23 protein-coding genes are annotated in these 22031 nt (G+C 70.6%); 15 read left to right on the forward strand and 8 right to left on the reverse strand.

Features of this window, described 5'->3' with window-relative positions; genetic code table 11:
* Positions 1-8 precede the first annotated feature (8 nt).
* Positions 9-203, reverse strand: coding sequence for a hypothetical protein (locus GL325_RS04095; protein ID WP_154595310.1), 195 nt, complete (start codon positions 201-203; stop codon positions 9-11).
* A gap of 1 nt (position 204) precedes the next feature.
* The gene (gcvT, locus tag GL325_RS04100; protein WP_187768674.1) at positions 205-1305 is read right to left on the reverse strand and encodes a glycine cleavage system aminomethyltransferase GcvT; all 1101 of its coding nucleotides are present in this window, start codon (positions 1303-1305) and stop codon (positions 205-207) included.
* Positions 1306-1338: 33 nt separating this feature from the next.
* Between gcvT and GL325_RS04105 the strand changes: the two genes are divergently transcribed.
* Positions 1339-2754 (forward strand): leucyl aminopeptidase, encoded by a 1416-nt coding sequence (locus GL325_RS04105; RefSeq protein ID WP_187768675.1) that lies wholly within the window; start codon positions 1339-1341, stop codon positions 2752-2754.
* Between the two features lie 4 nt (positions 2755-2758).
* Complete coding sequence (locus tag GL325_RS04110; protein ID WP_187768676.1) at positions 2759-4069, forward strand: serine hydrolase domain-containing protein; 1311 nt, start codon at positions 2759-2761, stop codon at positions 4067-4069.
* An 18-nt stretch (positions 4070-4087) separates the two neighbouring features.
* Here GL325_RS04110 and GL325_RS04115 read toward each other — a convergent pair whose 3' ends face one another.
* The gene (locus GL325_RS04115) at positions 4088-4636 is read right to left on the reverse strand and encodes a hypothetical protein (protein ID WP_223110956.1); all 549 of its coding nucleotides are present in this window, start codon (positions 4634-4636) and stop codon (positions 4088-4090) included.
* A gap of 132 nt (positions 4637-4768) precedes the next feature.
* Here GL325_RS04115 and lpdA point away from each other — a divergent pair, with 132 nt between their 5' ends.
* The 3 genes from lpdA to GL325_RS04130 are packed head-to-tail and all read left to right on the forward strand — an operon-like array spanning position 4769 to position 8832.
* A complete protein-coding gene (lpdA, locus tag GL325_RS04120) occupies positions 4769-6145 on the forward strand; it encodes a dihydrolipoyl dehydrogenase (protein WP_187411837.1) in 1377 nt (458 codons plus the stop codon).
* An 18-nt stretch (positions 6146-6163) separates the two neighbouring features.
* Positions 6164-7936 carry a 2-oxoglutarate dehydrogenase, E2 component, dihydrolipoamide succinyltransferase gene (sucB, locus tag GL325_RS04125; protein ID WP_187768677.1) on the forward strand — a complete coding sequence of 591 codons (1773 nt, stop codon included), beginning with the start codon at positions 6164-6166 and terminating at the stop codon, positions 7934-7936.
* 2 nt (positions 7937-7938) lie between these two features.
* The gene (locus GL325_RS04130; protein ID WP_187768678.1) at positions 7939-8832 is read left to right on the forward strand and encodes a TIGR01777 family oxidoreductase; all 894 of its coding nucleotides are present in this window, start codon (positions 7939-7941) and stop codon (positions 8830-8832) included.
* A 3-nt stretch (positions 8833-8835) separates the two neighbouring features.
* Here GL325_RS04130 and GL325_RS04135 read toward each other — a convergent pair whose 3' ends face one another.
* Complete coding sequence (locus GL325_RS04135; RefSeq protein WP_187768679.1) at positions 8836-9231, reverse strand: hypothetical protein; 396 nt, start codon at positions 9229-9231, stop codon at positions 8836-8838.
* A 67-nt stretch (positions 9232-9298) separates the two neighbouring features.
* Between GL325_RS04135 and GL325_RS04140 the strand changes: the two genes are divergently transcribed.
* Together GL325_RS04140 and lipB are read left to right on the forward strand one after the other, a co-directional pair.
* A complete protein-coding gene (locus tag GL325_RS04140) occupies positions 9299-9796 on the forward strand; it encodes a GNAT family N-acetyltransferase (RefSeq protein ID WP_187768680.1) in 498 nt (165 codons plus the stop codon).
* Positions 9797-9800: 4 nt separating this feature from the next.
* Positions 9801-10493 (forward strand): lipoyl(octanoyl) transferase LipB, encoded by a 693-nt coding sequence (gene lipB, locus GL325_RS04145; RefSeq protein WP_187768681.1) that lies wholly within the window; start codon positions 9801-9803, stop codon positions 10491-10493.
* 8 nt (positions 10494-10501) lie between these two features.
* Here lipB and GL325_RS04150 read toward each other — a convergent pair whose 3' ends face one another.
* Positions 10502-11704 (reverse strand): MFS transporter, encoded by a 1203-nt coding sequence (locus GL325_RS04150; protein WP_255955537.1) that lies wholly within the window; start codon positions 11702-11704, stop codon positions 10502-10504.
* Positions 11705-11798: 94 nt separating this feature from the next.
* Here GL325_RS04150 and lipA point away from each other — a divergent pair, with 94 nt between their 5' ends.
* Together lipA and GL325_RS04160 are read left to right on the forward strand one after the other, a co-directional pair.
* On the forward strand, positions 11799-12695 hold the full coding sequence (gene lipA, locus GL325_RS04155; protein WP_078701445.1) for a lipoyl synthase: 897 nt from the start codon (positions 11799-11801) through the stop codon (positions 12693-12695).
* 15 nt (positions 12696-12710) lie between these two features.
* The gene (locus GL325_RS04160; RefSeq protein ID WP_187768682.1) at positions 12711-13418 is read left to right on the forward strand and encodes a DUF4191 domain-containing protein; all 708 of its coding nucleotides are present in this window, start codon (positions 12711-12713) and stop codon (positions 13416-13418) included.
* Position 13419: 1 nt separating this feature from the next.
* Here the strand turns inward: GL325_RS04160 and GL325_RS04165 are convergent, their stop codons facing one another.
* Both GL325_RS04165 and GL325_RS04170 read right to left on the reverse strand, forming a co-directional pair.
* A complete protein-coding gene (locus tag GL325_RS04165; RefSeq protein WP_187411834.1) occupies positions 13420-13800 on the reverse strand; it encodes an RDD family protein in 381 nt (126 codons plus the stop codon).
* 23 nt (positions 13801-13823) lie between these two features.
* Positions 13824-14981, reverse strand: a complete 1158-nt coding sequence (locus GL325_RS04170) for an HNH endonuclease signature motif containing protein (protein WP_187768683.1) — start codon at positions 14979-14981, stop codon at positions 13824-13826.
* Positions 14982-15227: 246 nt separating this feature from the next.
* Between GL325_RS04170 and glnA the strand changes: the two genes are divergently transcribed.
* The 4 genes from glnA (at position 15228) to GL325_RS04190 (ending at position 19733) form a co-directional block, all read left to right on the forward strand.
* Positions 15228-16649: a type I glutamate--ammonia ligase gene (gene glnA, locus GL325_RS04175; RefSeq protein ID WP_187768684.1), complete on the forward strand. Its 1422-nt coding sequence runs from the start codon at positions 15228-15230 to the stop codon at positions 16647-16649.
* Positions 16650-16791: 142 nt separating this feature from the next.
* Complete coding sequence (locus tag GL325_RS04180) at positions 16792-17334, forward strand: TOPRIM nucleotidyl transferase/hydrolase domain-containing protein (protein WP_187768685.1); 543 nt, start codon at positions 16792-16794, stop codon at positions 17332-17334.
* Between the two features lie 148 nt (positions 17335-17482).
* A complete protein-coding gene (locus tag GL325_RS04185) occupies positions 17483-18337 on the forward strand; it encodes a PhzF family phenazine biosynthesis protein (RefSeq protein WP_187768686.1) in 855 nt (284 codons plus the stop codon).
* A gap of 94 nt (positions 18338-18431) precedes the next feature.
* The gene (locus GL325_RS04190; RefSeq protein ID WP_187768687.1) at positions 18432-19733 is read left to right on the forward strand and encodes a DUF2786 domain-containing protein; all 1302 of its coding nucleotides are present in this window, start codon (positions 18432-18434) and stop codon (positions 19731-19733) included.
* Positions 19734-19754: 21 nt separating this feature from the next.
* On the opposite strand, the gene GL325_RS04195 is transcribed toward GL325_RS04190, so the two are convergent.
* Positions 19755-20120 (reverse strand): DUF2255 family protein, encoded by a 366-nt coding sequence (locus tag GL325_RS04195; protein WP_187768688.1) that lies wholly within the window; start codon positions 20118-20120, stop codon positions 19755-19757.
* 180 nt (positions 20121-20300) lie between these two features.
* Between GL325_RS04195 and GL325_RS04200 the strand changes: the two genes are divergently transcribed.
* Positions 20301-21866: a sodium-dependent transporter gene (locus tag GL325_RS04200; RefSeq protein WP_187768689.1), complete on the forward strand. Its 1566-nt coding sequence runs from the start codon at positions 20301-20303 to the stop codon at positions 21864-21866.
* On the forward strand, positions 21863-21988 hold the full coding sequence (locus tag GL325_RS04205) for a methionine/alanine import family NSS transporter small subunit (protein ID WP_154595325.1): 126 nt from the start codon (positions 21863-21865) through the stop codon (positions 21986-21988). Before GL325_RS04200 ends, GL325_RS04205 begins: the two co-directional genes overlap by 4 nt.
* Positions 21989-22031: the final 43 nt, after the last annotated feature.

Consider the following 22031-nt stretch of genomic DNA (forward strand, 5'->3'; position numbering starts at 1 on the left):
CCGGGGGCCTACTCCGGCCGCAGCGACATCGGCCCGTAGACCTCGGTCCCGTCCTGCAACAGGCGCACGCGCTCGACCCCGTCCTCGAGCAGGTCCTCGAAGCTCGTGCCGATCCAGGTCTCGGCCTCGCTGCGCTGGTCGAACGTCTCGGACGTGCCGGTCGCCTCGCCGGCGCTGTTCTCGTACTGCCAGGACCAGGTCATCTCAGCTCTCCTTGGTCGATGCTCGGACGAACGGGGGCTTGGTGACCGTGAAGGACTCGGCGCGGCCGCGCACGTCGACCGTGACGGTCGAGCCGTCCTCGACGGACGGCTCGAGCAGGGCCAGGCCGATGCCCTGACGCAACGTCGGCGAGAAGGTGCCCGACGTGACCTCGCCGAGGGTGGCGCCGTCCGCGTCGTGGACCGCCATCCCGGGACGCGGGATGCCGCGTCCCTGCGAGAGCAGGCCGCGCAGCGTGCGCACCTTCTTCTCGGCGCGCTGGCGCTCGAGCGCCTCCTTGCCCCAGAACGTGGGCTTGGACCACCCGATCGCCCAGCCGGTGCGCGCCATGACGGGCGTGACCTCGGCCGACAGCTCGTGACCGTGCAACGGGTAGCCCATCTCGGTGCGCAGGGTGTCGCGGGCGGCGAGCCCACAGGCGCGGATGCCCAGCGACTCCCCCGCCGCCATGGCGGCGTCCCAGACGGCGACGGCGTCCTCGGCCGGGACCACGAGCTCGTAGCCGCGCTCGCCGGTGTACCCCGTCCGGCAGACCGTGAGCTCGACACCGTCGACCGTCCCGGTGGTGAAGGACATGTACTCGTGGTCGGCCCGCGCGCCGAGAGCTGCGAGCAGCTCGTCACTGGACGGCCCCTGGATCGCCAGCACGGCGTGGTCGCGGTGCTGGTTCTCGACCTCGATCCCCTCGGGCGCGGCTGCCTGCAGCCGACGCACGACCTCCGCGTTGTTGGCGGCGTTCGGGATCAGGAAGACCTCGAAGTCACTGCGCAGGTAGGCGATGAGGTCGTCGATCGTGCCTCCGTCCTCGGAGCAGCACAACGTGTACTGCGCCTTGCCCGGCGTGATGCGGCCCAGGTCGTTGGTCAGGCAGGAGTTCACGAACCCCGCCGCACCGGTGCCGCGCACGAGGGCCTTGCCCAGGTGGCTGACGTCGAACAGGCCGACCGCCTCGCGGACGGCCTTGTGCTCGGCGAGCACACCGCCACCGGCGTACTCGAGGGGCATCGACCACCCACCGAACTCGGAGAACTTGGCGCCGAGCGCCTCGTGTCGCTCGCGCAAGGGCGACTGGAGCAGGTCCATGCGGGCCAAACTACCGCTGACTACAGTGGCTGCATGTCCACGGTCCAGTTGCGTGCCTCCCTGCCCACCGTCGATGCCGTCGTGGCCCTGTTGCCGTCCGGTGCGGAGCTCCCGAGCGGAGTCCCGTGGGCGGCCCTCGGCTTCACCGGCGAGGCCGGCGACGTGGCCGTCGTCCCCAGCGGGGACGAGCAGGTGACGGCGTGGGTCGTCACCGCGGCCGAGCCCGACGCCGAGCAGCAGCGTCGTGCCGTCGCCAAGGGTCTGCGCGCCGTGCCGAAGGCCACCCGGATCGGCATCGATCCCAGCCGCCTGCCCGAGCCCGACCTGGCCGCCATCGCGGAGGCTGCGGTGCTGACGACCTACACCTACCTCGACTACAAGGGCACCGAGGCCCGCGAGAAGACCACGGTCGTCGACACCGTGACGATCCTGAGCCCCGACGCCCGCAAGGCCGCGACCAAGCGACTCGTCGACGAGGCCGTCGTGGTCGCCGAGGCCACCTGCGTGGCCCGCGACTGGGTCAACACTCCTCCCGGCGACCTGCGTCCGCCCTCGTTCGCCGACGCGATCAAGGCAGCGGCTCCGGCCGGTGTGCGCGTCACCGTCTGGGACGAGAAGCGCCTCGCCAAGGAGAACTGCGGCGGCATCCTGGGCGTCGGGGCCGGCTCGGACGCCCCGCCGCGCCTGGTCCGCCTGACCTACAACCCCGAGGGCGCCACGAAGCACCTCGCGCTCGTGGGCAAGGGCATCACCTTCGACTCGGGCGGCCTCTCGCTCAAGCCGGGCGCCTCGATGATGACGATGAAGTGCGACATGGGCGGCGCCGCCGCGATCGTCGCCGCGACGAACGCCATCGCGCGCCTCGGCCTGCCGATCCGCGTGACGGCGTACGCCTGCATCGCCGAGAACCTGCCCAGCGGAACGGCCACGCGCCCCGGCGACGTCCTGCGCATGCGCTCGGGCGCCACCGTCGAGGTGCACAACACCGACGCCGAGGGCCGCCTGGTCCTGGCCGACGGGCTGGCCCTCGCGGTCGAGGACGAGCCCGACCACGTGATCGACGTCGCCACGCTGACCGGCGCCGCGATGGTCGCCCTGGGCACGCGCACCACCGCCGTCCTGGGCAACGACGACGACCTGCAGGAGCGGGTGCTGGCCGCGGCCGAGCTCGCGGGCGAGCCGATGTGGCGCCTGCCCATCACCGAGGAGATCGGCGCGGCCGTGAAGACCTCGTCGATCGCCGACCTGCGCCAGCACAACCCGAAGCCCTACGGCGGCACGCTGTTCGCCGCCGCCTTCCTGCGTGCCTTCGTCGGCGACGCCTCGTGGGCCCACCTGGACATCGCCGGACCGGGGTACAACGACGGCGGTGCGTTCGACTACACGCCCGGCGGCGGCACCGGTGCCGGCGTGCGCACGCTCGTCCGCCTCGCCCGCGACCTCGGCTGACCCGGTGTCAGCCTTCGACGACCTCCTGCTCGCCGAGCAGGAGGCCTCCGGCCAGGCGTCCGTCACCGCCGCGCTGGTGCGCGACGGCGCGCTGCAGTGGTCGGGCGCGGTCGGCACGGTCGACGGACGCGACGGTGCCCCCGCGACGCCCGCGACCGCGTACCGGATCGGCTCGATCACCAAGACGTTCGTCGCCGTCGAGGTGATGCGGCTGCGTGACGAGGGCCGGCTCGATCTCGCCGATCGCATCGACCGGCACCTGCCCGACGTGCCGTTCGGCCACGTCACGATCGCCCAGCTGCTGTCCCACACGTCGGGGTTGCAGGCCGAGACGAACGGACCGTGGTGGGAGCGCACTCCGGGCGGCGACTGGGACGAGCTCATCGGCTCGGGCCTGGAGTTGGTCCACACTCCCGGGACGCGCTTCCACTACTCGAACGTCGGCTTCGCCGTCCTGGGCCGTCTCGTCGCGGTGCTGCGCGGGACCTCCTGGTTCGACGCCGTCCGCGTGGGGATCCTCGAGCCGCTCGGGATGCAAGGCGTCACGCTGCAACCCGGCGACGGTGCGGCCGTGGGCCTGTCCCACCACCCCCTCGACGATCGCCTCATGGTCGAGCCCCATCACGACGCCGGAGCGATGGCGCCCGCCGGGCAGCTGTGGGCCGGCGCCGAGGAGCTGGCCCGTTGGGCCGCCTTCGCCGCCGGTGACACCGGCGACGTGCTCTCGGCCGCGACCTGGGCCGAGATGGTCGTCCCGCTCGCGGTGGACGATCGGCCCGGCGTCCCCTGGGCGACCGCGCAGGCACTGGGTTGGCGCATCTGGCCGGGCAACGGATCGGGCCGTCTGATCGGCCACGGCGGCTCGATGCCCGGATTCCTGGCCACCGCCATCGCCGAGCCGGAGAGCGGTTGGGGCGTCGTCGTCCTCACCAACGACACGCTGCGGCTGGGCGACCTCGCCACCGGGCTGCTCGAGGCGGCCCGGATGCTGGACCAGCGACCCACGCCCGCGACCGCCGTGGAGCCGGCGCCCGACGTGGCCGACCTGGTGGGCGACTGGTTCTGGGGTCCTGTCCCGTACCGGCTCGAGGCGACGGCCGACGGCTTCCATCTCTCCGACGCCATGGCCAACCGGCGCTCGCGCTTCGTGCGCGACGGTGACGGCTGGCGCGGGCTGGACACCTACTTCGCCGGCGAGCGCCTGGTGGTCCGGCCCGACGGGGCCCTGGACCTGGCCTCGTTCATCCTCAGCCGCGAGCCCTACGACCCGGCGGTCGCGCACCCCGGCGGCCTGGACCCCCGCGGCTGGCACTGAGGCCGGGGCCGACGCTGCTCAGAGACCGAGCGTGCGGGCGGCCTGCTCGACCTTGTCCCAGCGGGTCCGGTCGCCGCCGGTGCGGTCCGGGTGGGCCTGGGCGCGCGCCGCGCGCAGGACCCGCTCGAGGTCGGACTTCGACGGGTTGCGCGGCAACGGGTCAGTGCCGGCGATCGTCTCGAGCGTCATGATCGCGCCGAACTGCGACGGGCTGTAGTCGCCGCGCTCGACCTCGACACTGGTCTTCTTGGCGCTGGCGCGCGCGTTGTAGTCGCGCATCCGCTGGGGATAGCCCACGCGATTCGCGTCGTAGACCGGGATCTTCAGGCTGCGCGCCAGGTCGGCGGCGGCCTTCTCGTTGGGGATGCGGCGACGGGTCCACTCGCCGTCGGAGGCGACGAACACGACCGTCGTCTGCGTGACGGTGGTCTTGGGCTCGACATACGCCTCGACCCCCGTCCGGGTGGTCGCGAACTCACGCAGGGCGGCCAGGTCGGCCCGCGTGGCGTCGCGGTCGGACACGACGGCACCGGCATCGGTGCGGCGGCGACGCTTGAAAAGACCCACGGCGCAATTCTGCCGGACGCGGCCCACTGACGACGCCAACCTCGCCGCAACCGGGCCATCCGCGGCTCCCCGGTGGCAGTCGTCACCGAGCAGGTGACAAGATGACATGAGACCACCTACCCGGAGGACATCGTGCCCGACGACGCACCCCATTCGTTCGACATCGTCATTCTCGGAGCCGGAAGCGGGGGCTATGCGTGCGCACTGCGCGCCGTCCAGCTCGGCAAGACCGTTGCCATGATCGAGAAGGCCAAGGTGGGTGGCACGTGCCTCCACGAAGGCTGCATCCCCACCAAGGCGCTGCTGCACGCGGCCGAGGTCGCCCAGACCGCCCGCGAGGGTGACTCGATCGGCGTCCACACCAGCTTCGACGGCGTCGACATGACCAAGGTCAACGCCTACAAGCAGGGCGTGATCGACCGCCTCTACAAGGGACTCACCGGCTTGGTGAAGTCCGGCGGCATCACCGTCATCGAGGGCGAGGGCAAGCTCGTCGACGCCAAGACCGTCGAGGTCGACGGCCAGCGCTACACCGGCACGAACGTCGTGCTCGCCACGGGCTCGGAGCCGCGCACGCTCGGCATCGAGATCGGCGGCCGGGTCATGACCAGCGACCAGGCCCTGCGCATGGACGAGGTCCCGAAGCGCGCCGTCATCATCGGCGGCAGCGTCATCGGCGTCGAGTTCGCCTCCGTGTGGAACTCCTTCGGCGCCGAGGTCACGATCATCGAGGCCCTCCCGACGCTCGTCCCGCTCGAGGACCCGATCCTCAGCAAGGGCCTCGAGCGCGCCTTCCGCAAGCGCAAGATCGGCTTCAAGACCGGGGTGAAGTTCACCGGCGTCGAGCAGAACGACGACGGCGCCGTCGTCACCCTCGAGAACGGCGACACCATCGAGACCGACGTCGTCCTGGTCGCCGTGGGCCGTGGCCCGCGCTCGGCCGGGCTCGGCTTCGAGGAGGCCGGCGTCAACGTCGAGCGCGGCTGGGTCCCCACCGACGAGCGCCTGCGCACCAACGTCGACGGCGTCTTCGCGGTCGGCGACCTCGTGCCCGGCCTGCAGCTGGCGCACCGCGGCTTCGCCCACGGCATCTTCGTGGCCGAGGAGATCGCGGGCCTCAACCCGCGCCCCGTCATCGACTCGAACATCCCCCGCGTCACCTACTGCGAGCCCGAGTTGGCGTCGGTCGGTCTGACCGAGGCCCAGGCCAAGGAGAAGCACGGCGAGGTCGAGACGGTCGAGTACAACCTCGGCGGCAACGGCAAGAGCCAGATCCTGCAGACCGCGGGTGTCGTGAAGGTCGTCCGCGAGAAGGACGGCCCGATCGTGGGTGTCCACATGCTCGGCGCGCGCATGGGCGAGCAGATCGGCGAGGCGACGCTCTGGGTCGGCTGGGAGGCCTACCCCGACGACGTCGCGGAGTTCATCCACGCCCACCCCACCCAGAACGAATCCCTCGGCGAGGCGGCTCTCGCCCTGGCCGGCAAGCCGCTGCACTCGCACGCCTGAGATCAAGGACAACGACACATGGCAACCGAAGTCACCCTTCCCGCGCTCGGCGAGTCCGTCACCGAGGGCACCGTCACCCAGTGGCTCAAGTCCGTCGGCGACACGATCGAGGTCGACGAGCCGCTGCTGGAGATCTCGACCGACAAGGTCGACACCGAGATCCCCTCCCCCGTCGCCGGCACGATCCTCGAGATCCGGGCCGAGGAGGACGACACCGTCGAGGTGGGCGCCGTGCTGGCGATCATCGGCGACGAGGGCGAGTCCTCGTCCGACGGTGGCTCCGACGCCGCCGAGGCCGCGGGCGACACGAACCTGGACGGCGACGAGGCCGAGGTCGAGCCCCAGTCCGAGGAGCCGGCCGCCGAGGCCGAGGCGCCGGCCGCCGAGCCCGACGAGGAGGCGCCCGCCCCCGAGCCCGAGGCCAAGCCGGCGTCGTCCGGCAGCGCACAGGGCCAGGCCGTCACGCTGCCCGCCCTGGGCGAGTCCGTCACCGAGGGCACCGTCACCCAGTGGCTCAAGTCCGTCGGCGACACCGTCGAGGTCGACGAGCCGCTGCTGGAGATCTCGACCGACAAGGTCGACACCGAGATCCCCTCGCCCGTCGCCGGCACGCTGCTGGAGATCAAGGTCGCCGAGGACGAGACGGTCGAGGTCGGCGCCGAGCTGGCCATCATCGGCGAAGAGGGTGCGGCTCCCGCCGAGTCGCAGCCCGAGCCCGAGCCGGAGCCGGAGCCCGAGCCCGAGCCCGAGCCCGAGCCCAAGGCTGAAGCGCCCAAGGCTGAAGAGCCCAAGGCCGAGGAGCCGAAGGCTGAAGAGCCCCAGCAGGAGCAGCCGAAGGCGCAGGAGTCCGACTCCTCCGACGGTTCGAGCGAGGGCTACGTGACGCCGATCGTGCGCAAGCTGGCCAAGCAGCACGGTGTGGACCTGGCGACCGTCACCGGCTCCGGTGTCGGCGGCCGCATCCGCAAGCAGGACATCCTCGACGCCGCCGAGAAGAACAAGGCGGCCCAGGCCCCGGCCCAGGAGTCGGCACCGGCCGCTTCCGCGGCGCCGGCGTCCGAGCCGTCCCCGCTGCGTGGTCGCACCGACAAGCTGACCCGGCTGCGCAAGACCATCGCCACGCGCATGGTCGAGTCGCTGCAGGTCGCGGCGCAGCTCACGCAGGTGCACGAGGTGGACGTCACCGAGGTCGTACGACTGCGTGCCCAGCACAAGGACGCGTTCCTGGAGCGCGAGGGCGTCAAGCTGACCTACCTCCCGTTCTTCGCGAAGGCGGCCATCGAGGCGCTCAAGCAGTACCCGCAGGTCAACGCGGCGCTCGACCTCGAGGGCGGCACCGTCACCTACCCCGACGGCGAGCACCTGTCGATCGCGGTCGACACCGAGCGCGGCCTGCTGGCTCCGACCATCAAGGACGCGGGCGACCTCAACATCGCCGGACTGGCACGCAAGATCGCCGACATCGCCGCCCGCACCCGCAACAACAAGGTGCTGCCCGACGAGCTCTCCGGCGGGACGTTCTCGATCACGAACCTGGGCAGCAACGGGGCCCTGTTCGACACGCCGATCATCAACCAGCCGCAGGTCGCGATCCTCGGCGTCGGCTCGATCGTCAAGCGCCCGGTCGTCATCACCGACGCGAACGGCTCCGAGTCCATCGCGATCCGCTCGATGGCCTACCTGGCCCTGACGTACGACCACCGCATCATCGACGGTGCCGACGCCGGTCGCTTCCTGACGGCGATCAAGGAGCGGCTGCAGGCCGGCGCCTTCGAGGGCGAGCTGGGCTGACCATGCAGGTCGTGGTGGGGGGCGCGTCGGGATTCCTCGGCGCGCCCCTCGTCCATCATCTGCGCCAGCGCGGACACGACGTCACCGCGCTGGTCCGCCGCACGGCGGGCACCGGGGAGTCCTGGTGGAAGCCCTCCGAAGGCCTCGTCGACCAGGAGCTGATCAACTCGGCCGACGCCGTCGTCAACCTCTCCGGCTCCCCCATCCAGCAGTGGCCGCGCACCCCCGGGCGCAAGGCCGAGATCCTCTCCTCGCGCCTGGGCGCCACGGGCACGCTCGCCCGGGCCGTGGCCGCCGCACCCACGCCTCCGGCGTTCCTCTCGGGCTCCGGGATGTCCTGGTACGGCATCGATCGCGGCGCCGACGAACTGGACGAGACCTCCGAGCCCGGGACGGGCTTCCTCGCCGACGTCGCCCAGCAGTGGGAGGCCGCCGCCGCGCCCGCGGTGGAGGCCGGCGCCCGCGTGGCCTACCTGCGCACCTCGGTCGTCCTGGACCGCTCCGGCGGCGCGCTCCAGCTGATGCTGCCGCCGTTCCGCCTGGGCCTGGGCGCTCGGCTCGGGGACGGCGACCAGTACTTCTCGACCATCTCGCGCCGTGACTGGGTGACCGCGGTGACGCACGTGCTCGAGGGCGAGCTGAGCGGTCCGGTCAACCTGGCCATCCCCGACGACGTCACCAATCGCGACTTCACCAGCACGCTCGCCTCGACCCTGCGCCGACCGGCCGTGCTGGCGGCACCGTCGTTCGCCGTCCGGCTCGCGCTCGGCGGACTCGCCGACGACCTGCTGGGATCGCTGCGCCTGCGTCCCGCCGCGCTGATGGCCGACGGGTTCTCCTTCGCCGACCCGGGCATCGACCGCGTGCTGCGCACGGCGCTCGGCCGGGGCGCCTGAGCCTCACGACACCCGCACGATCCGCCACCGCCCGCCCTCGCGCTCGAGGTCGACGGTGCGCCGGCTCCACCCGTCGGCCGGGAGCCTCCTGCGCGCACCGTCGGGCAGCACCGCCACCGTCGGACCGAGCCGCTCGACGACCTCGATGCCCGCGGCACCCCTGTCACGGCATGACGCGCGGATCGTCCGCGCCCCCTCGACGGTGACCCCGCGCTCATGCCAGGCGCGCAGCCGCTCGACGTCGGCGCGACCCGCGTCGGAGCCGTAGATCCCGGACAACAGGCCTTCGTCGGCGGTGGTCCACGCGGCCGTGCGCACCGTGTCGAGGGCCGTGAGGGCATCGCACCCGCCGGTGCCCGGAACGACCAGCGCGACGAGAGCCGCGATCAACTCCCCCATGGCCGCAGCCTCGCGCCACGGGCCACGGATGTCGACTCTTCCTCCACAGCCCTGAGACGATGGACCCGTGGCGACCATCCGTGAAGCGACCCCCGCCGACCTCCCGGCGATCCTCGACATCCACAACGAGGCGATCCTGAACACCACCGCGATCTGGGACGAGACGCCTGCCGAGCTCGCCGACCGGGTCCGCTGGTACGAGAACCTCGTCACGGCCGGCTACCCGGTGCTGGTCGCCGAGACCGGGGGCACGGTCGCCGGGTATGCCTCCTACGGGCCGTTCCGCACCCGCAGCTCCTACCGGCACACCGTCGAGAACTCCGTCTACGTGCACCGCGACCACCGACGCCGCGGCATCGCCCGCGAACTGCTCGTCGCGCTGCTGGGGCACGCCTACGACGACGCCGACGTCCACGTCGTGCTCGCCCTCATCGAGTCGGGCAACACCGTCTCGATCGAGCTGCACGAGGACCTCGGCTTCGAGCAGACCGGGCACCTGGCCGAGGTCGGCCGCAAGTTCGACCGGTGGTTGGACCTGACGGTCCTGCGCTGCCCCGTAGGCTGATCGCGTGCGCTTCCTCCAGGACTGGTACGGCGACGCCGCGCTCGAGTACACGCAGGCGTGGGACCTCCAACGCGAGGTGCACGCCGACCGGGTCGCCGACCGCATCCAGGACACGGCCCTGCTCCTGGAGCACCCGCCGGTCTACACCGCCGGCCGGCGCACCGAGCCGCACGAGCGTCCCCAGGACGGCACCCCCGTCGTGGACGTCGATCGCGGCGGCAAGATCACCTTCCACGGCCCCGGGCAGCTGGTCGGCTACCCGATCGTGAAGCTGCCCTCGCACGTACTGGTCGTCGACTACGTGCGCCGGATCGAGGAGGCTCTGATCCGCACGCTCGCCGAGCTCGACGTCGCCACGGGCCGCGTTCCCGGCCGTTCGGGCGTCTGGTTGCCGGCCGCCCCGGGTCGCCCCGAGCGCAAGATCGCCGCGATCGGCATCCGCGTCTCGCGGGGGGTCACCATGCACGGCTTCAGCCTCAACTGCGACGTCGACATGGGCTGGTACGACCGCTTCGTCCCCTGCGGCATCGCCGACGCGGGCGTCACCTCGCTCGACCGCGAGATCGGGCGCGACGTCCGCCCGGCCGACGTGGCGCCCCGGGTCATTACCCACCTGCGGGACCTGCTGGCGTGGGGGCCGTACGCCCCCTCCCCCGACATCGAGCGCGTCGAGCACGCCTCGGTGCCCCTGCTCTGAGCCTCCGCTCAGTCGATGACGGCGTCCGCGTCGGGCGCTTGGAGCCGCCAGCCCAGCACCCCGGCCACGACACTGGCCAGTGCCACACAGGCCAGGAACGGCGCCAGGATCTGCTCGGGGCTCCACGTGGTCGCCGCCCAGCCCGCCAGGATCGTCGGCACCGCCATCGCGGAGTAGGCCAGCACGTAGAAGGCGCTCATGACCTCGCCGCGATGACCCGCCGGCACGACGTCGCCCAGGTGACGCAGCGAGCTGCCGAACGCCATGCCGAAGAAGAACCCGAGCACGGTCGAGGTGGCCAGGATCGCCACCGCGGAGCCGGTGTGGATCGCCACGATGCTGACCAGCAGCATCACGGCCGTGCCGGCGTCGCCGGCCACGGCCGCCACCCGGGGCGTCCACCGGACGGCGACCAGCTGGCTGATCGCGGCGGCGAACGCCGACAGGGCCACCACGGATCCACCGAAGACGAGGTTGTCGGTGCCGACGGCGTCCGAGGCGATCTTCGGGAACAGCGACAGGAAGACCCCCAGCACCGACCACGAGGCCATGACCCCGATCGCCGCGAACCGGAAGTCGGCCGCGATCGACCCCGGCACCCGGGGCCGGGCGATCCGCAGGTCCTCCGCGCCGTGGCCGTCGTGCGGTTCCCTCATCACGAGGATCGCCACCAGCAGGGCGGTGATGAGGACCGCGAGCAGCACGTACGGCGTGACCAGGGGGTGAGCCCCGTATTGCGCGATCAACGCCGTCGCCATGATCGAGATCGCGATGCCGAGGTTGAACGCCACCCCGGTGCGCTTGCCCGACCGCGCCCCCTGATCGGGCTGCAGGTCCAGCAACGCGGCCGACGCGGTCACGACGATCGCGCCGACGCCCACCCCGTGGATCGCGCGGGCCACGATCAGCCAGGCGACGGACTCCGCCAGGACGAAGAGCGCGAGTCCGGCCAGCAGCGCCAGGACGGCGGCGATCAGGACGGGACGGCGCCCGATCCGGTCCGACACCGGCCCGGTCAGCACCACGCTGACCAGGGCGCCGAAGGCGTACACGGCGAACACGACGGTCGTCGTGAGGGGCGCGAAGTCCCACTCCGCGGCGTACACCCCGTACAGCGGGGCCGGCGCTCCGGAGATGCCCAGACCCACTGCCAGCAGCACCATGATCACCGGATAGGCCCATCGCTGCGTCGTGTCGACCCGAGTTCTCACCGGCTCAGCCTAGGGGGTGAGAGGCACTTCACAGATGCGATCACCACCCCCGCGTAGGGTGGTCCCCGTGACCATCGCTCCCGAAGGACGCAAGATGTTGCGGCTCGAGGTTCGCAACGCCGAGACGCCGATCGAGAAGAAGCCCGCGTGGATCAAGACCCGCGCCAAGATGGGCCCCGAGTACAACGAGCTGATGAAGCTCGTGAAGAGCGAGGGCCTGCACACGGTCTGCCAGGAAGCCGGCTGTCCCAACATCTTCGAGTGCTGGGAGGACCGCGAGGCCACCTTCCTCATCGGGGGCGAGCAGTGCACCCGCCGCTGCGACTTCTGCCAGATCGACACGGGCAAGCCCTCCGACCTCGATCGTGACGAGCCGCGCCGCGTCGCCGAGAGCGTCCGCACCATGGAGTTGAAGTACGCCACGATCACCGGCGTCGCCCGCGACGACCTGCCCGACGGCGGCGCGTGGTTGTACGCCGAGACGGTGCGCAAGATCCATGAGCTGAACCCGGGCACGGGCGTCGAGAACCTCATCCCCGACTTCAACGGCATCCCCGAGCTGCTGACCGAGGTCTTCGAGTCGCGCCCCGAGGTGCTGGCCCACAACGTCGAGACCGTGCCGCGCATCTTCAAGCGCATCCGCCCGGCCTTCCGCTACGAGCGCTCGCTCGATGTGCTGACGCAGGCGCGCGCGTTCGGCCTGGTCACCAAGTCCAACCTGATCCTGGGCCTGGGCGAGACCCGCGAGGAGGTCTCGCAGGCGCTGCGCGACCTGCACGCCGCCGGTTGTGAGCTCATCACGATCACCCAGTACCTGCGTCCGTCGGCACGTCACCACCCCGTCGAGCGGTGGGTCAAGCCCGAGGAGTTCGTCGAGCTGCAGCAGGAGGCGGACGAGATCGGCTTCTCCGGCGTCATGTCCGGGCCTCTCGTCCGTTCGTCCTACCGCGCCGGAAGGCTCTACCAGCAGGCCATGGACGCCCGGGCCTGACGTAGAATCGGGCTCATGTCCAGCCCCGCATCCGCCGTGCCCACCGGTCGCCTCGCGCAGTTGCGCAATGCGTACCAGATGACGAAGAAGACCCAGCCGCGCATCGGCCTGCTGCTGCTGGGCGTCTTCGTCCTGTCCGCAGCCGCCGTGGCCGCCCTCGGCGTGCTCCTGCTGGGCACCGCCTGGTTCTCGATCATCATCACCGCCGTGCTGGCGCTGACGACCTCGCTGCTGGTCACGATGATCGTGTTCGGCAAGCGCGCCGAGAAGTCGATGTACCAGCAGGCCGAGGGCCAGCTGGGCGCCGGCGCAGGCGCGCTGCAGATGCTCCGCCGCGGCTGGGACGTCAAGCCCGCCGTCGGCTTCACCAAGCAGCAGGACGTCGTGCACCGTCTCGTCGGCCGCCCCGGCGTCGTGCTCGTGGGCGAGGGCCAGCACGCGCGGGTCAAGAACCTGCTCGCCTCCGAGGCCAAGAAGCACCAGCGCATCGTCGGCGACGGTGTCCCTGTGACGACGCTGATCGTCGGCCGTGGCGAGGGCGAGGTCCCGCTGCCCGATCTGGTCAAGCGGGTCAAGAAGCTGCCGAAGGCGATCAAGCCCGCCCAGCAGACCGACGTGCTCTACAAGCTCAAGGCGCTTGACGCGATGCGTCCGGCCGCCCCCATGCCGCGCGGCCCGATGCCCACGAGCATGAAGGGCGCGCGCAAGGCGATGCGCGGCTGACTCAGGCCCGGACGACCTTGCTGCCGGCCGCGAGGTCGTGCAGTCCGCGCTTGTCCTCGGTCATGATGATCGCGGGGATCACGAAGCTGAGCAGGACGGTGCGCAGCACCGCGCGGGGGATGCCGATCGGCCTACCGTCGGGGTTGATCAGTCGCAGACCCATGACGCGCTTGCCGATCGAGAAGCCCACGAGGCCGAGCAGGATCGACACCTCGAGCACGAACACGCCGTTGATGATCAGCTGGTCGCGGATGCCGGCGGGCGGGAACCGTACGCCGGCCCACCCGAACAGGGCGACGGCGGACAGGCTGGCGATCACCCAGTCGATGAGCAGCGCGACGATGCGCCGGCCCAGCGAGGGCTCGTCGTAGGTCTCGGTCACGTCTCCAAGCGTAGGCAGCGGCGTCAGCCGGCCCGGGCGAGGGTGGTGTCGTGGCGGTGGGTGTGGCGGTGGCAGGCGGTGCAGAGTCCGACGAGGTTGGCCAGGTCGGTGGGGCCGCCGTCGGACCACCGTCTGCGGTGGTGGACGTGGTCGATCGAGTTGCGGCAGTGGTCGGTGTCGCAGCGGCCTTCTTGTTGCACCCAGACTGCGTGGCGTTGCTTCGCGGTGGCGTCACGGTGACGACGCCCGACGTCCAGGACGGTGCGGTTCGGTCCGATGTGGTCGACCAGGACGGGGATGAGGTCGGCGCCGCAGGTCAGGTGCGCCAGCAGGTTCGGTCCGATGTGGCCGAAGCCGTGCAGGACGGCCGGCTCGACCGGCTCGAACGCGCTCTCGGTGCCGGGTGCGAGCGCGCGTTGCAGGGTGCCGGCATCGACCAGGACGTGGATCTGGGGACGGACGGTGCCGTCGGTGGGCAGACCGTCAGCCAGGACCCGGGTGAGCAGTTGGTCGAGGCCATCGATGCGACGCTCGGATGCCGACCGCCGGTCCCCCGCCTCACGTGGCACCGAGACCGCATCGAGCACGACCTTGAGCTTCGCCCCGACGTCGATGGGCAGGAAGCCGGTGACGTGCCACCCGTCCTGCAGCGCGTTCAGCGTCAGGTGCGCCTTGTCGGCGCCGGCGATCCACGCCTCGTCGAGCTCCTCGGCATGGAGGATGGCCCGCAACCGGTCGACCAACGCCTTGACCCGCGACGGCGGATGCAGCAGCGCCACGGCGACCAGGTGTGACTCCCACCGTCGCACCTCGACCTGGTCGACATGGGCCAACGCGAACGAGAACCGCGCCACATGATCGATCGAGATCCGACCGGCCCTTGCGGCCTCCCCCACCTCGGAAAGCTCGCGCATCGTCCCCGCCGCGGTGATCAGCTGACGCGTCCGCCGTGCGTCCTGACGCAACTCACGCCGGGCCCACGTCGACACACTCGACGCGTCCTCAGCCACGTACCCCTGGGTCTGCTCGAGTTCCGCGAGGCGCTCGGCCATCGCAGCCTCGGCGGCATCTCGGGCCGCGGACAACGCGCGCAACTCCTCGGCCACCGAGCTGGTGACCGATCGCACCGTCTGAGCAGCCGTGCGCAACGCGCCGACCAGCTCGTCAACCCCCGAAGACATACCCACACCTTATTGGGTCATGTGTTCGAATGTCCAGTCTTTTTTCCTGCTATCTCGGTGCCTGCTGAGCGCTCGCTGCTTACCACTCGCCACCGACACCGGGTCAATTTGACGAACTGCGGCAGCGTAACCTGCATGTAACAATCCGGTGATGGACGGGAAACTGCCCCCACCTAGCCTCTAGGTGGACGCAGGGAGATGCCGTCCGAACCGATCTATCCGCTGCATCGCGGTCGAGGAGGCCACATGTTCGGCAATGCCGACGAGTTCTTCAAGTTTGTCCGGGACGAGGGCGTCGAGTACATCGACATCCGGTTCACCGACCTTCCGGGCATCCAGCAGCAGGTCACGATGCCGATCTCGGCATTCGATGAGGACACCGCCGCCGAGGGCGTCGCGTTCGACGGCTCGTCGATTCGCGGGTTCCAGACCATCGACCAGTCGGACATGAAGCTGCTGCCGGACTACGGCACCGCGTACGTGGATCCCTTCCGCAACCCCAAGACGATCGCGATGGACTTCTTCGTCCACGACCCGATCACCGGCGAGGCCTACTCGCGCGACCCGCGCAACATCGCCCGCAAGGCCGAGGCGTACCTGAAGACCACCGGCATCGGCGACACGGCGTTCTTCGCCCCCGAGGCCGAGTTCTACATCTTCGACCGCGTCGCCTACGGCACCGGCGCGAACAAGAGCTACTACGAGATCCAGTCCGCCGAGTCGGCATGGTCGACCGGTGACGACCTGGCGGACAACCGCGGCTACAAGGTCCGCTACAAGGGTGGCTACTTCCCGGTCCAGCCGACCGATCGCTTCGCCGACCTGCGCAACGACATGATGACGAACCTGGCGAACGCCGGCCTCATCCTCGAGCGCGGCCACCACGAGGTCGGCACCGCCGGCCAGGCCGAGATCAACTACCGCTTCGACACGCTGCTCAAGGCCGCGGACGACACGATGAAGTTCAAGTACCTCGTCCGCAACACCGCGTGGGCCAACGACAAGACCGTGACGTTCATGCCGAAGCCGATCTTCGGCGACAACGGCTCGGGCATGCACGTGCACCAGTCGATCTGGAACAACGGCGAGCCGCTGTTCTACGACGAGGCCGGCTACGGCGGACTCTCCGACACGGCCCGCTGGTACATCGGCGGCATCCTGAAGCACGCCCCGTCGCTGCTGGCGTTCACCAACCCGTCGGTGAACTCCTACCGCCGCCTCGTGCCGGGCTTCGAGGCTCCGATCGCTCTGGTCTACTCGGCCCGCAACCGCTCGGCCTGTGTCCGCATCCCGATCACGGGCGCGAACGCCAAGGCCAAGCGCATCGAGTTCCGCTGCCCCGACCCGTCGAGCAACCCGTACCTGGCGTTCTCCGCGCTGCTGCTCGCCGGCATCGACGGCATCAAGAACAAGATCGAGCCGGCGGCCCCGATCGACAAGAACATCTACGAGCTGCCGCCGGAGGAGTACGCCGAGATCGACATGGTCCCGACGTCGCTCGGCGCCGTGCTCGACAGCCTCGAGGCCGACCACGAGTTCCTGACGGCGGGCGACGTGTTCACGCCCGACCTGATCGAGACGTGGATCGACTACAAGCGCACCGAGGAGATCCTGCCGATCCAGCTGCGGCCGCACCCGCACGAGTTCGAGCTGTACTACGACATCTGAGCCGACTGGCCCAGTCAACCGGCCCCTGAACTGCGGAAACGCAGGATCGGGGGCCGGTTTCGTGGTTTTCAGTCCGCGTTGGTCGTCGAGGGCCCGCCGACCCGGCCCACGGCTCCCCCGGCGGCTCCACGAGAATCGGCGGGTGCCCAAACCCATCACACTCCTCGTCGAGGGCGAGTCCGACCGCGGCGCCCTCGTCGCCCTCGCTCCGCGTTTCGGGGTCGACCTCGAAGCGGAGCAGATCACCGTCACCGCCATCGGGGGCGCCGGCAACTTCGGCCGTGCGATCGCCGAGGCGGCTGCGCAGGGACACCGCGTGGGCGGCCTGTACGACGAGGCCGAGGAGCGCTTCGTCGCCGGCGCACTCAACCGCCAGGAGGGCGAGGACCTCACCCGGCAGGGATTCTTCGCCTGCCGCCCCGATCTGGAGCTGGAGCTGGCTCGCGCGATGGGGGTGGCCGCGATGACGTCGCTGCTGGAGGCGAACGGCGACCTGAAGACGTTCCGCGACTTCCAGAACCAACCGGCGCACCGCGACCACGAGGCGCTGGACCAGGTGCGCCGTTTCGTGTCCGCGACCGGATCCCGGAAGGCCAGGTACGCCGCCCTGATGGCCGAGACCGTGCCGTTCGAAGCGGTCCCGGAGCCCATGGCCGGACTGCTCGGCTGGATCTGGAGCAACTGAGGCGCCTCAGCCGTCCGGGTACGAGACCGGCCGCCCGGAGGTCGTCGCGCCGCAGTCGGCTGGTGCGGACGAGACCCTGCTCGTGCCACGCTGAGCGGACAGACCCAGACCCGCCTGACTGCAGGCTCACCGAGGAGGGGCCCGCGCGATGACCACCGAGGTGCTCCACTACGCCGCGTTCACGACGGTCGAAGGGGGCGGCAACCCCGCGGGCGTGGTCCTCGACGCCACCGGGCTCGACGATGCGACGATGCTGACGATCGCGCAGGACGTGGGCTACTCCGAGACAGCCTTCCTGTCGGTCGGCGCGACCGATGAGGGCACGACCCGGGCGGACGTCCGCTACTTCAGCCCCGTGGCGGAGGTCGCGTTCTGCGGTCACGCCACCGTCGCCACCGCCGTGGCGTTCGCCGAGCGTCACGGCCCCGGGCGTCTCGCCCTGAGCACCGCCGCCGGTGACGTGGCAGTGAGCACCCGCAGTGAGGCCGGCCGTCTCGTCGCCACCGTGTCCTCGCCCCCGACGCACACCCGTCCGGTCGACCCGGACGTGCTGACCGAGGCGCTGGCCGCGCTCTGCTGGACCGCCGCCGACCTCGACCCCGTCCATCCCCCACACGTCGCCTTCGCCGGCAACGACCATCTCGTCCTGGGCGTCCGCAGCCGCGAGACGCTGGCCGCGCTCGCCTACGACTTCACGGCGCTCGAGGCACTCATGGCCCGGGAGGGCTGGACGACGGCGCATCTGTTCTGGGCCGAGGACGAGGTGACGTTCCACGTCCGCAACCCGTTCCCGCCCGGCGGCGTGGTCGAGGATCCCGCCACCGGCGCGGCCGCCGCGGCGTTCGGCGGCTACCTGCGCGACCTCCACCTCGTGTCGACGCCGACCCGCGTGACGATCCATCAGGGCCACGACATGGGACGACCGAGCGAACTGCTCGTCGACGTGACGGACGACGATCCGAGTGTCGCTGTCACCGGCCGCGCCGCCGCGATCCCCGCCTGAGATCACCCGACGCGTCCGGCGAACTCCGCAGACCAGGCGGGCGCGCCGCACGGCGCCCCGAACGATGTCTGAGCCCTCTGGCACGCTCGTGGGCATGGACGATCCCGACCAGCGGTCGACGTATGCCGCCGAGGACATGGTGACCGCGTGGCTGGACGCCGTCTCCCCCGACTCCGGGACCGTCCAGGTGACCCTCACCCGCGGGGGCAAGCGTCGCGTCGTCGACTTCTCGCCCGAGACCGAGCCGCGCTTCTCGAAGCCCTCGGACGTGACGGTCTTCGTCGACCAGGTCCTCGACCGACTGCGTCAGCAGGCCCGCGACTACGGCTCCCGCTATCGCGACCGCGAGCGCAAGCCCGTCGAGGTGGTGACGTACCGCGGATGGAAGAAGGCCACCTACCGCGACGGCCAGATCTGCCTGCCTGAGCGAGAGCGCGGCGGCGCCTGGGCCCTGCGGGGCTTCGTGGTCGTGCACGAGCTGGCCCATCACCTGAACACCGGTGTCGAGGGCGCGATCATCGACACGCACGGCGCCGGATTCCGGGCCACGATGCTGCAACTGCTCGAGGACATCGGCTGGACCGAGATCGCGGCGATGCTCCGTGAGGCACACCGGCAGCTGGGGCTCGACAGCCAACGACCCGAAGGCGACGGCATGCTCGCCAAGGTCGGGAAGATGCTGCGCCACGCCGAGGGCGCCAGCACCGAGGCCGAGCGCGACGCCTTCCTCACCAAGGCGCAGCAGCTCGCCACGAGCCACTCGATCGAGCTGGCGGTGGCGCGGGCCGCGCACGAGCAGACGGAGTCGTCGCCGACCCCCTCGTTCGAACCGGTCCGGCTTGGGCACCGTGGCCAGCAGTCGAACGTGCGATACATCGAGTTGATGCTGGCCGTCGCCCGCGCCAACGACCTGCGCTGCACCATCCGCGGCGACAACACCGGGGTGACCTTGTACGGGTTCCCCGACGACATCGCCGTGGTGAAGACCCTTTACGTCTCCCTCGTCGTGCAGATGGTGGCCGACGCCGACGCCTACATCCGCTCCGGCGCCCATCGGCCGGTGCACGGGCGCACCGCGCGCGCGGCCTTCTACTCCGGCTGGACCGCACGGATCGAGCAGCGGCTCCAGCGAGCCCAGTGGGCGGCGCAGTCCAGCGCCGGGGTCTACTCGAACGGCATCAACTTGATCACTGGCACGGCCAAGGGCACCAAGCTGCCCGCGCTGGTCGCCAAGGACGTCGAGGTGCGCGACTACTTCGACTACATGCGCCGCCAACACGGCGTCCGGGGCACGTGGCGCGGCAGCAACGCCGTGGCCGATGAGCACTCGACCGCCCGGGGACGCGCCGCGGCCGAGCGCGCTCGCCTCGGCCGCGCCGCCGAGCTCACGACCTGAGGGCTCCTCAGGAGCCGCTGGTCACTGCGGGACCAGGCGCAGCGTCGTCGACACGACGTCCTCGCTGGTCATCGGGCCGATGTACGCCGGACCGTAGTGGCCGTACTTGTGCACGTAGGCGGCGTTGATCGCGGCCTGGTCGTGGTCGCCCACCGGCTCGACGCGAACCTCCAGCTGCCTGCCCCCGATGCCGAGCATGGCCTGTCCCGCCTCCCGGACCCGCCGGTACCACCGGCCGGTCGGACCGCGGTACGAGCGGACATACAGATCGTTGCCGCTCTTGACGATCCAGATCGGCACCTGGTCCGGCGGTTGCCCGACCCCGGAGATCGTGACCTCGTCCGATCGTCCCGCCTCGTCCACCAGCGTCGTGTTCTCGCTCGACATGACAACCCCCGTTGCTTCGGCGACCGACTCCCCCATCGTCACACCGCGGGGCCGTGATGTCAGACGACCGCGACGGCTGCAGTCGCCCGCGCCCCGAGGGACGCCGGGGCTCGTCGTCTGCCACGATGGTCGGACCGCGACCTGATCCAGCGCAAGCGATCCCCTCTCGAGAGGAGCGACATGTCGGCCGATGCCACGTCCGAGGGGGCGAAGCGAGGAGCGTTCTCCTCGCGCAAGGTGTTCATCTTCGCCGCGATCGGCTCCGCCGTCGGGCTGGGGAACATCTGGCGCTTCCCCTACGTCGCCTACGAGAACGGTGGCGGCGCCTTCCTGATCCCCTATCTGGTGGCGCTGTTCTGCGCCGGGTTGCCGTTCCTGTACCTCGATTACGCGCTCGGCCACCGGTTCCGCGGCTCGGCTCCCCTGTCCTTCGCACGACTGAGCCGGCCCGCCGAGGCCGTCGGCTGGTGGCAGGTCGGCGTCTGCTTCATGATCGCCACCTACTACGCCGCCGTGATCGCGTGGGCCCTGCGCTACACGTTCTTCTCGGTGAACGAGGCGTGGGGCGACGATCCCGAGACGTTCTTCATGAAGGACTTCCTGCAGACCGGGGACGTCACCGTCGACCTGACGCTCGTGACGGGTGTGCTGATACCGATGGCGATCGTGTGGCTTGCCGTGATCGTCGTGATGGTGGTCGGCGTCGAGAAGGGCATCGGCCTGACCTCGGTGGTCGCGATCCCCGTGCTCGTCGTGGCCTTCCTCGCCCTCGTGATCCGCTCGCTCTTCCTGCCCGGCGCGATCGACGGGCTGGAGGCCTTCTTCACTCCCGATTGGAGCACCTTGACCCACGGCGGGGTGTGGGCGGCGGCCTTCGGCCAGATCTTCTTCTCGCTGTCGATCGGATTCGGCATCATGATCACCTATGCCTCCTACGTCGACCGCGACACCGACATGACGGGCTCCGGCACCGTCGTCGGCCTGGCGAACTCCAGCTTCGAACTGCTGGCGGGTATCGGCGTGTTCGCCGCTCTGGGCTTCATGGCGCAGAGCCAGGGCGTGGAGGTCGGCGAGGTCGTCGAAGGCGGCGTCGGGCTGGCGTTCATCACCTTCCCGACGATCATCAGCGAGGCCACCGGCGGCGCCCTCATCGGCGTGTTGTTCTTCGCCTCCCTCGTCGTCGCGGGGATCACCTCGCTGGTCTCGGTGCTCGAGGTGGTCGTCTCGGCCATCCGGGACAAGTTCGACCTGTCGCGGGGCGCAGCCGCTGCCGTGGTCAGCATCCCCGCGGCTCTGCTGAGCCTGGCGTTCTTCTCGACCGCCAGCGGACTGTACGTCCTGGACATCCTCGATTACTTCATCAACCAGTTCGGCATCCTGCTGGTCGCACTCGTGTCGATGGTGGTGGTGGCGTGGTCCCTTCGGGCGCTCCCCGAGCTGGCCGACCACATGAACCGACGCGGGTCGATCAAGCTGAGGCTCTGGTGGCGGCTGCTGGTGGGAGGCCTGGTACCGATCGCGCTGGCCTACCTGGTCTTCGACTCGTTCCGCACCGTCGTCGAGACGCCCTATGGCGGCTACCCGACCTGGATGATCGCCGTCTTCGGCTGGGGCGCCGCTGCGGTGGTCATGGTCGCAGGGTACGTCCTGGCCCCCACCCCCTGGCGTCCCGGCACCTCGCTGGACGGCCCCGACGAAACCGCCGACGAAGCCCCTGTCGACCACACCGAAGGAGTCGCACGATGAACGCCGAGGCCGTCATCATGATGATCGTCGCGATGGTCGTCCTCTGGGGCGGCCTGGGCCTCGCGATCCTCAACCTCATGCGGCACGATCCGGGTCCCGAGGAGTTCCGCCGCGACCTCTGAGCCCGACCTCCCTCGCAGAGGCGCGTGGCTGCGCGTCGACGGT

The sequence above is a fragment of the Aeromicrobium sp. 636 genome (genome assembly GCF_024433585.1).
Lineage (GTDB): Bacteria > Actinomycetota > Actinomycetes > Propionibacteriales > Nocardioidaceae > Aeromicrobium > Aeromicrobium senzhongii.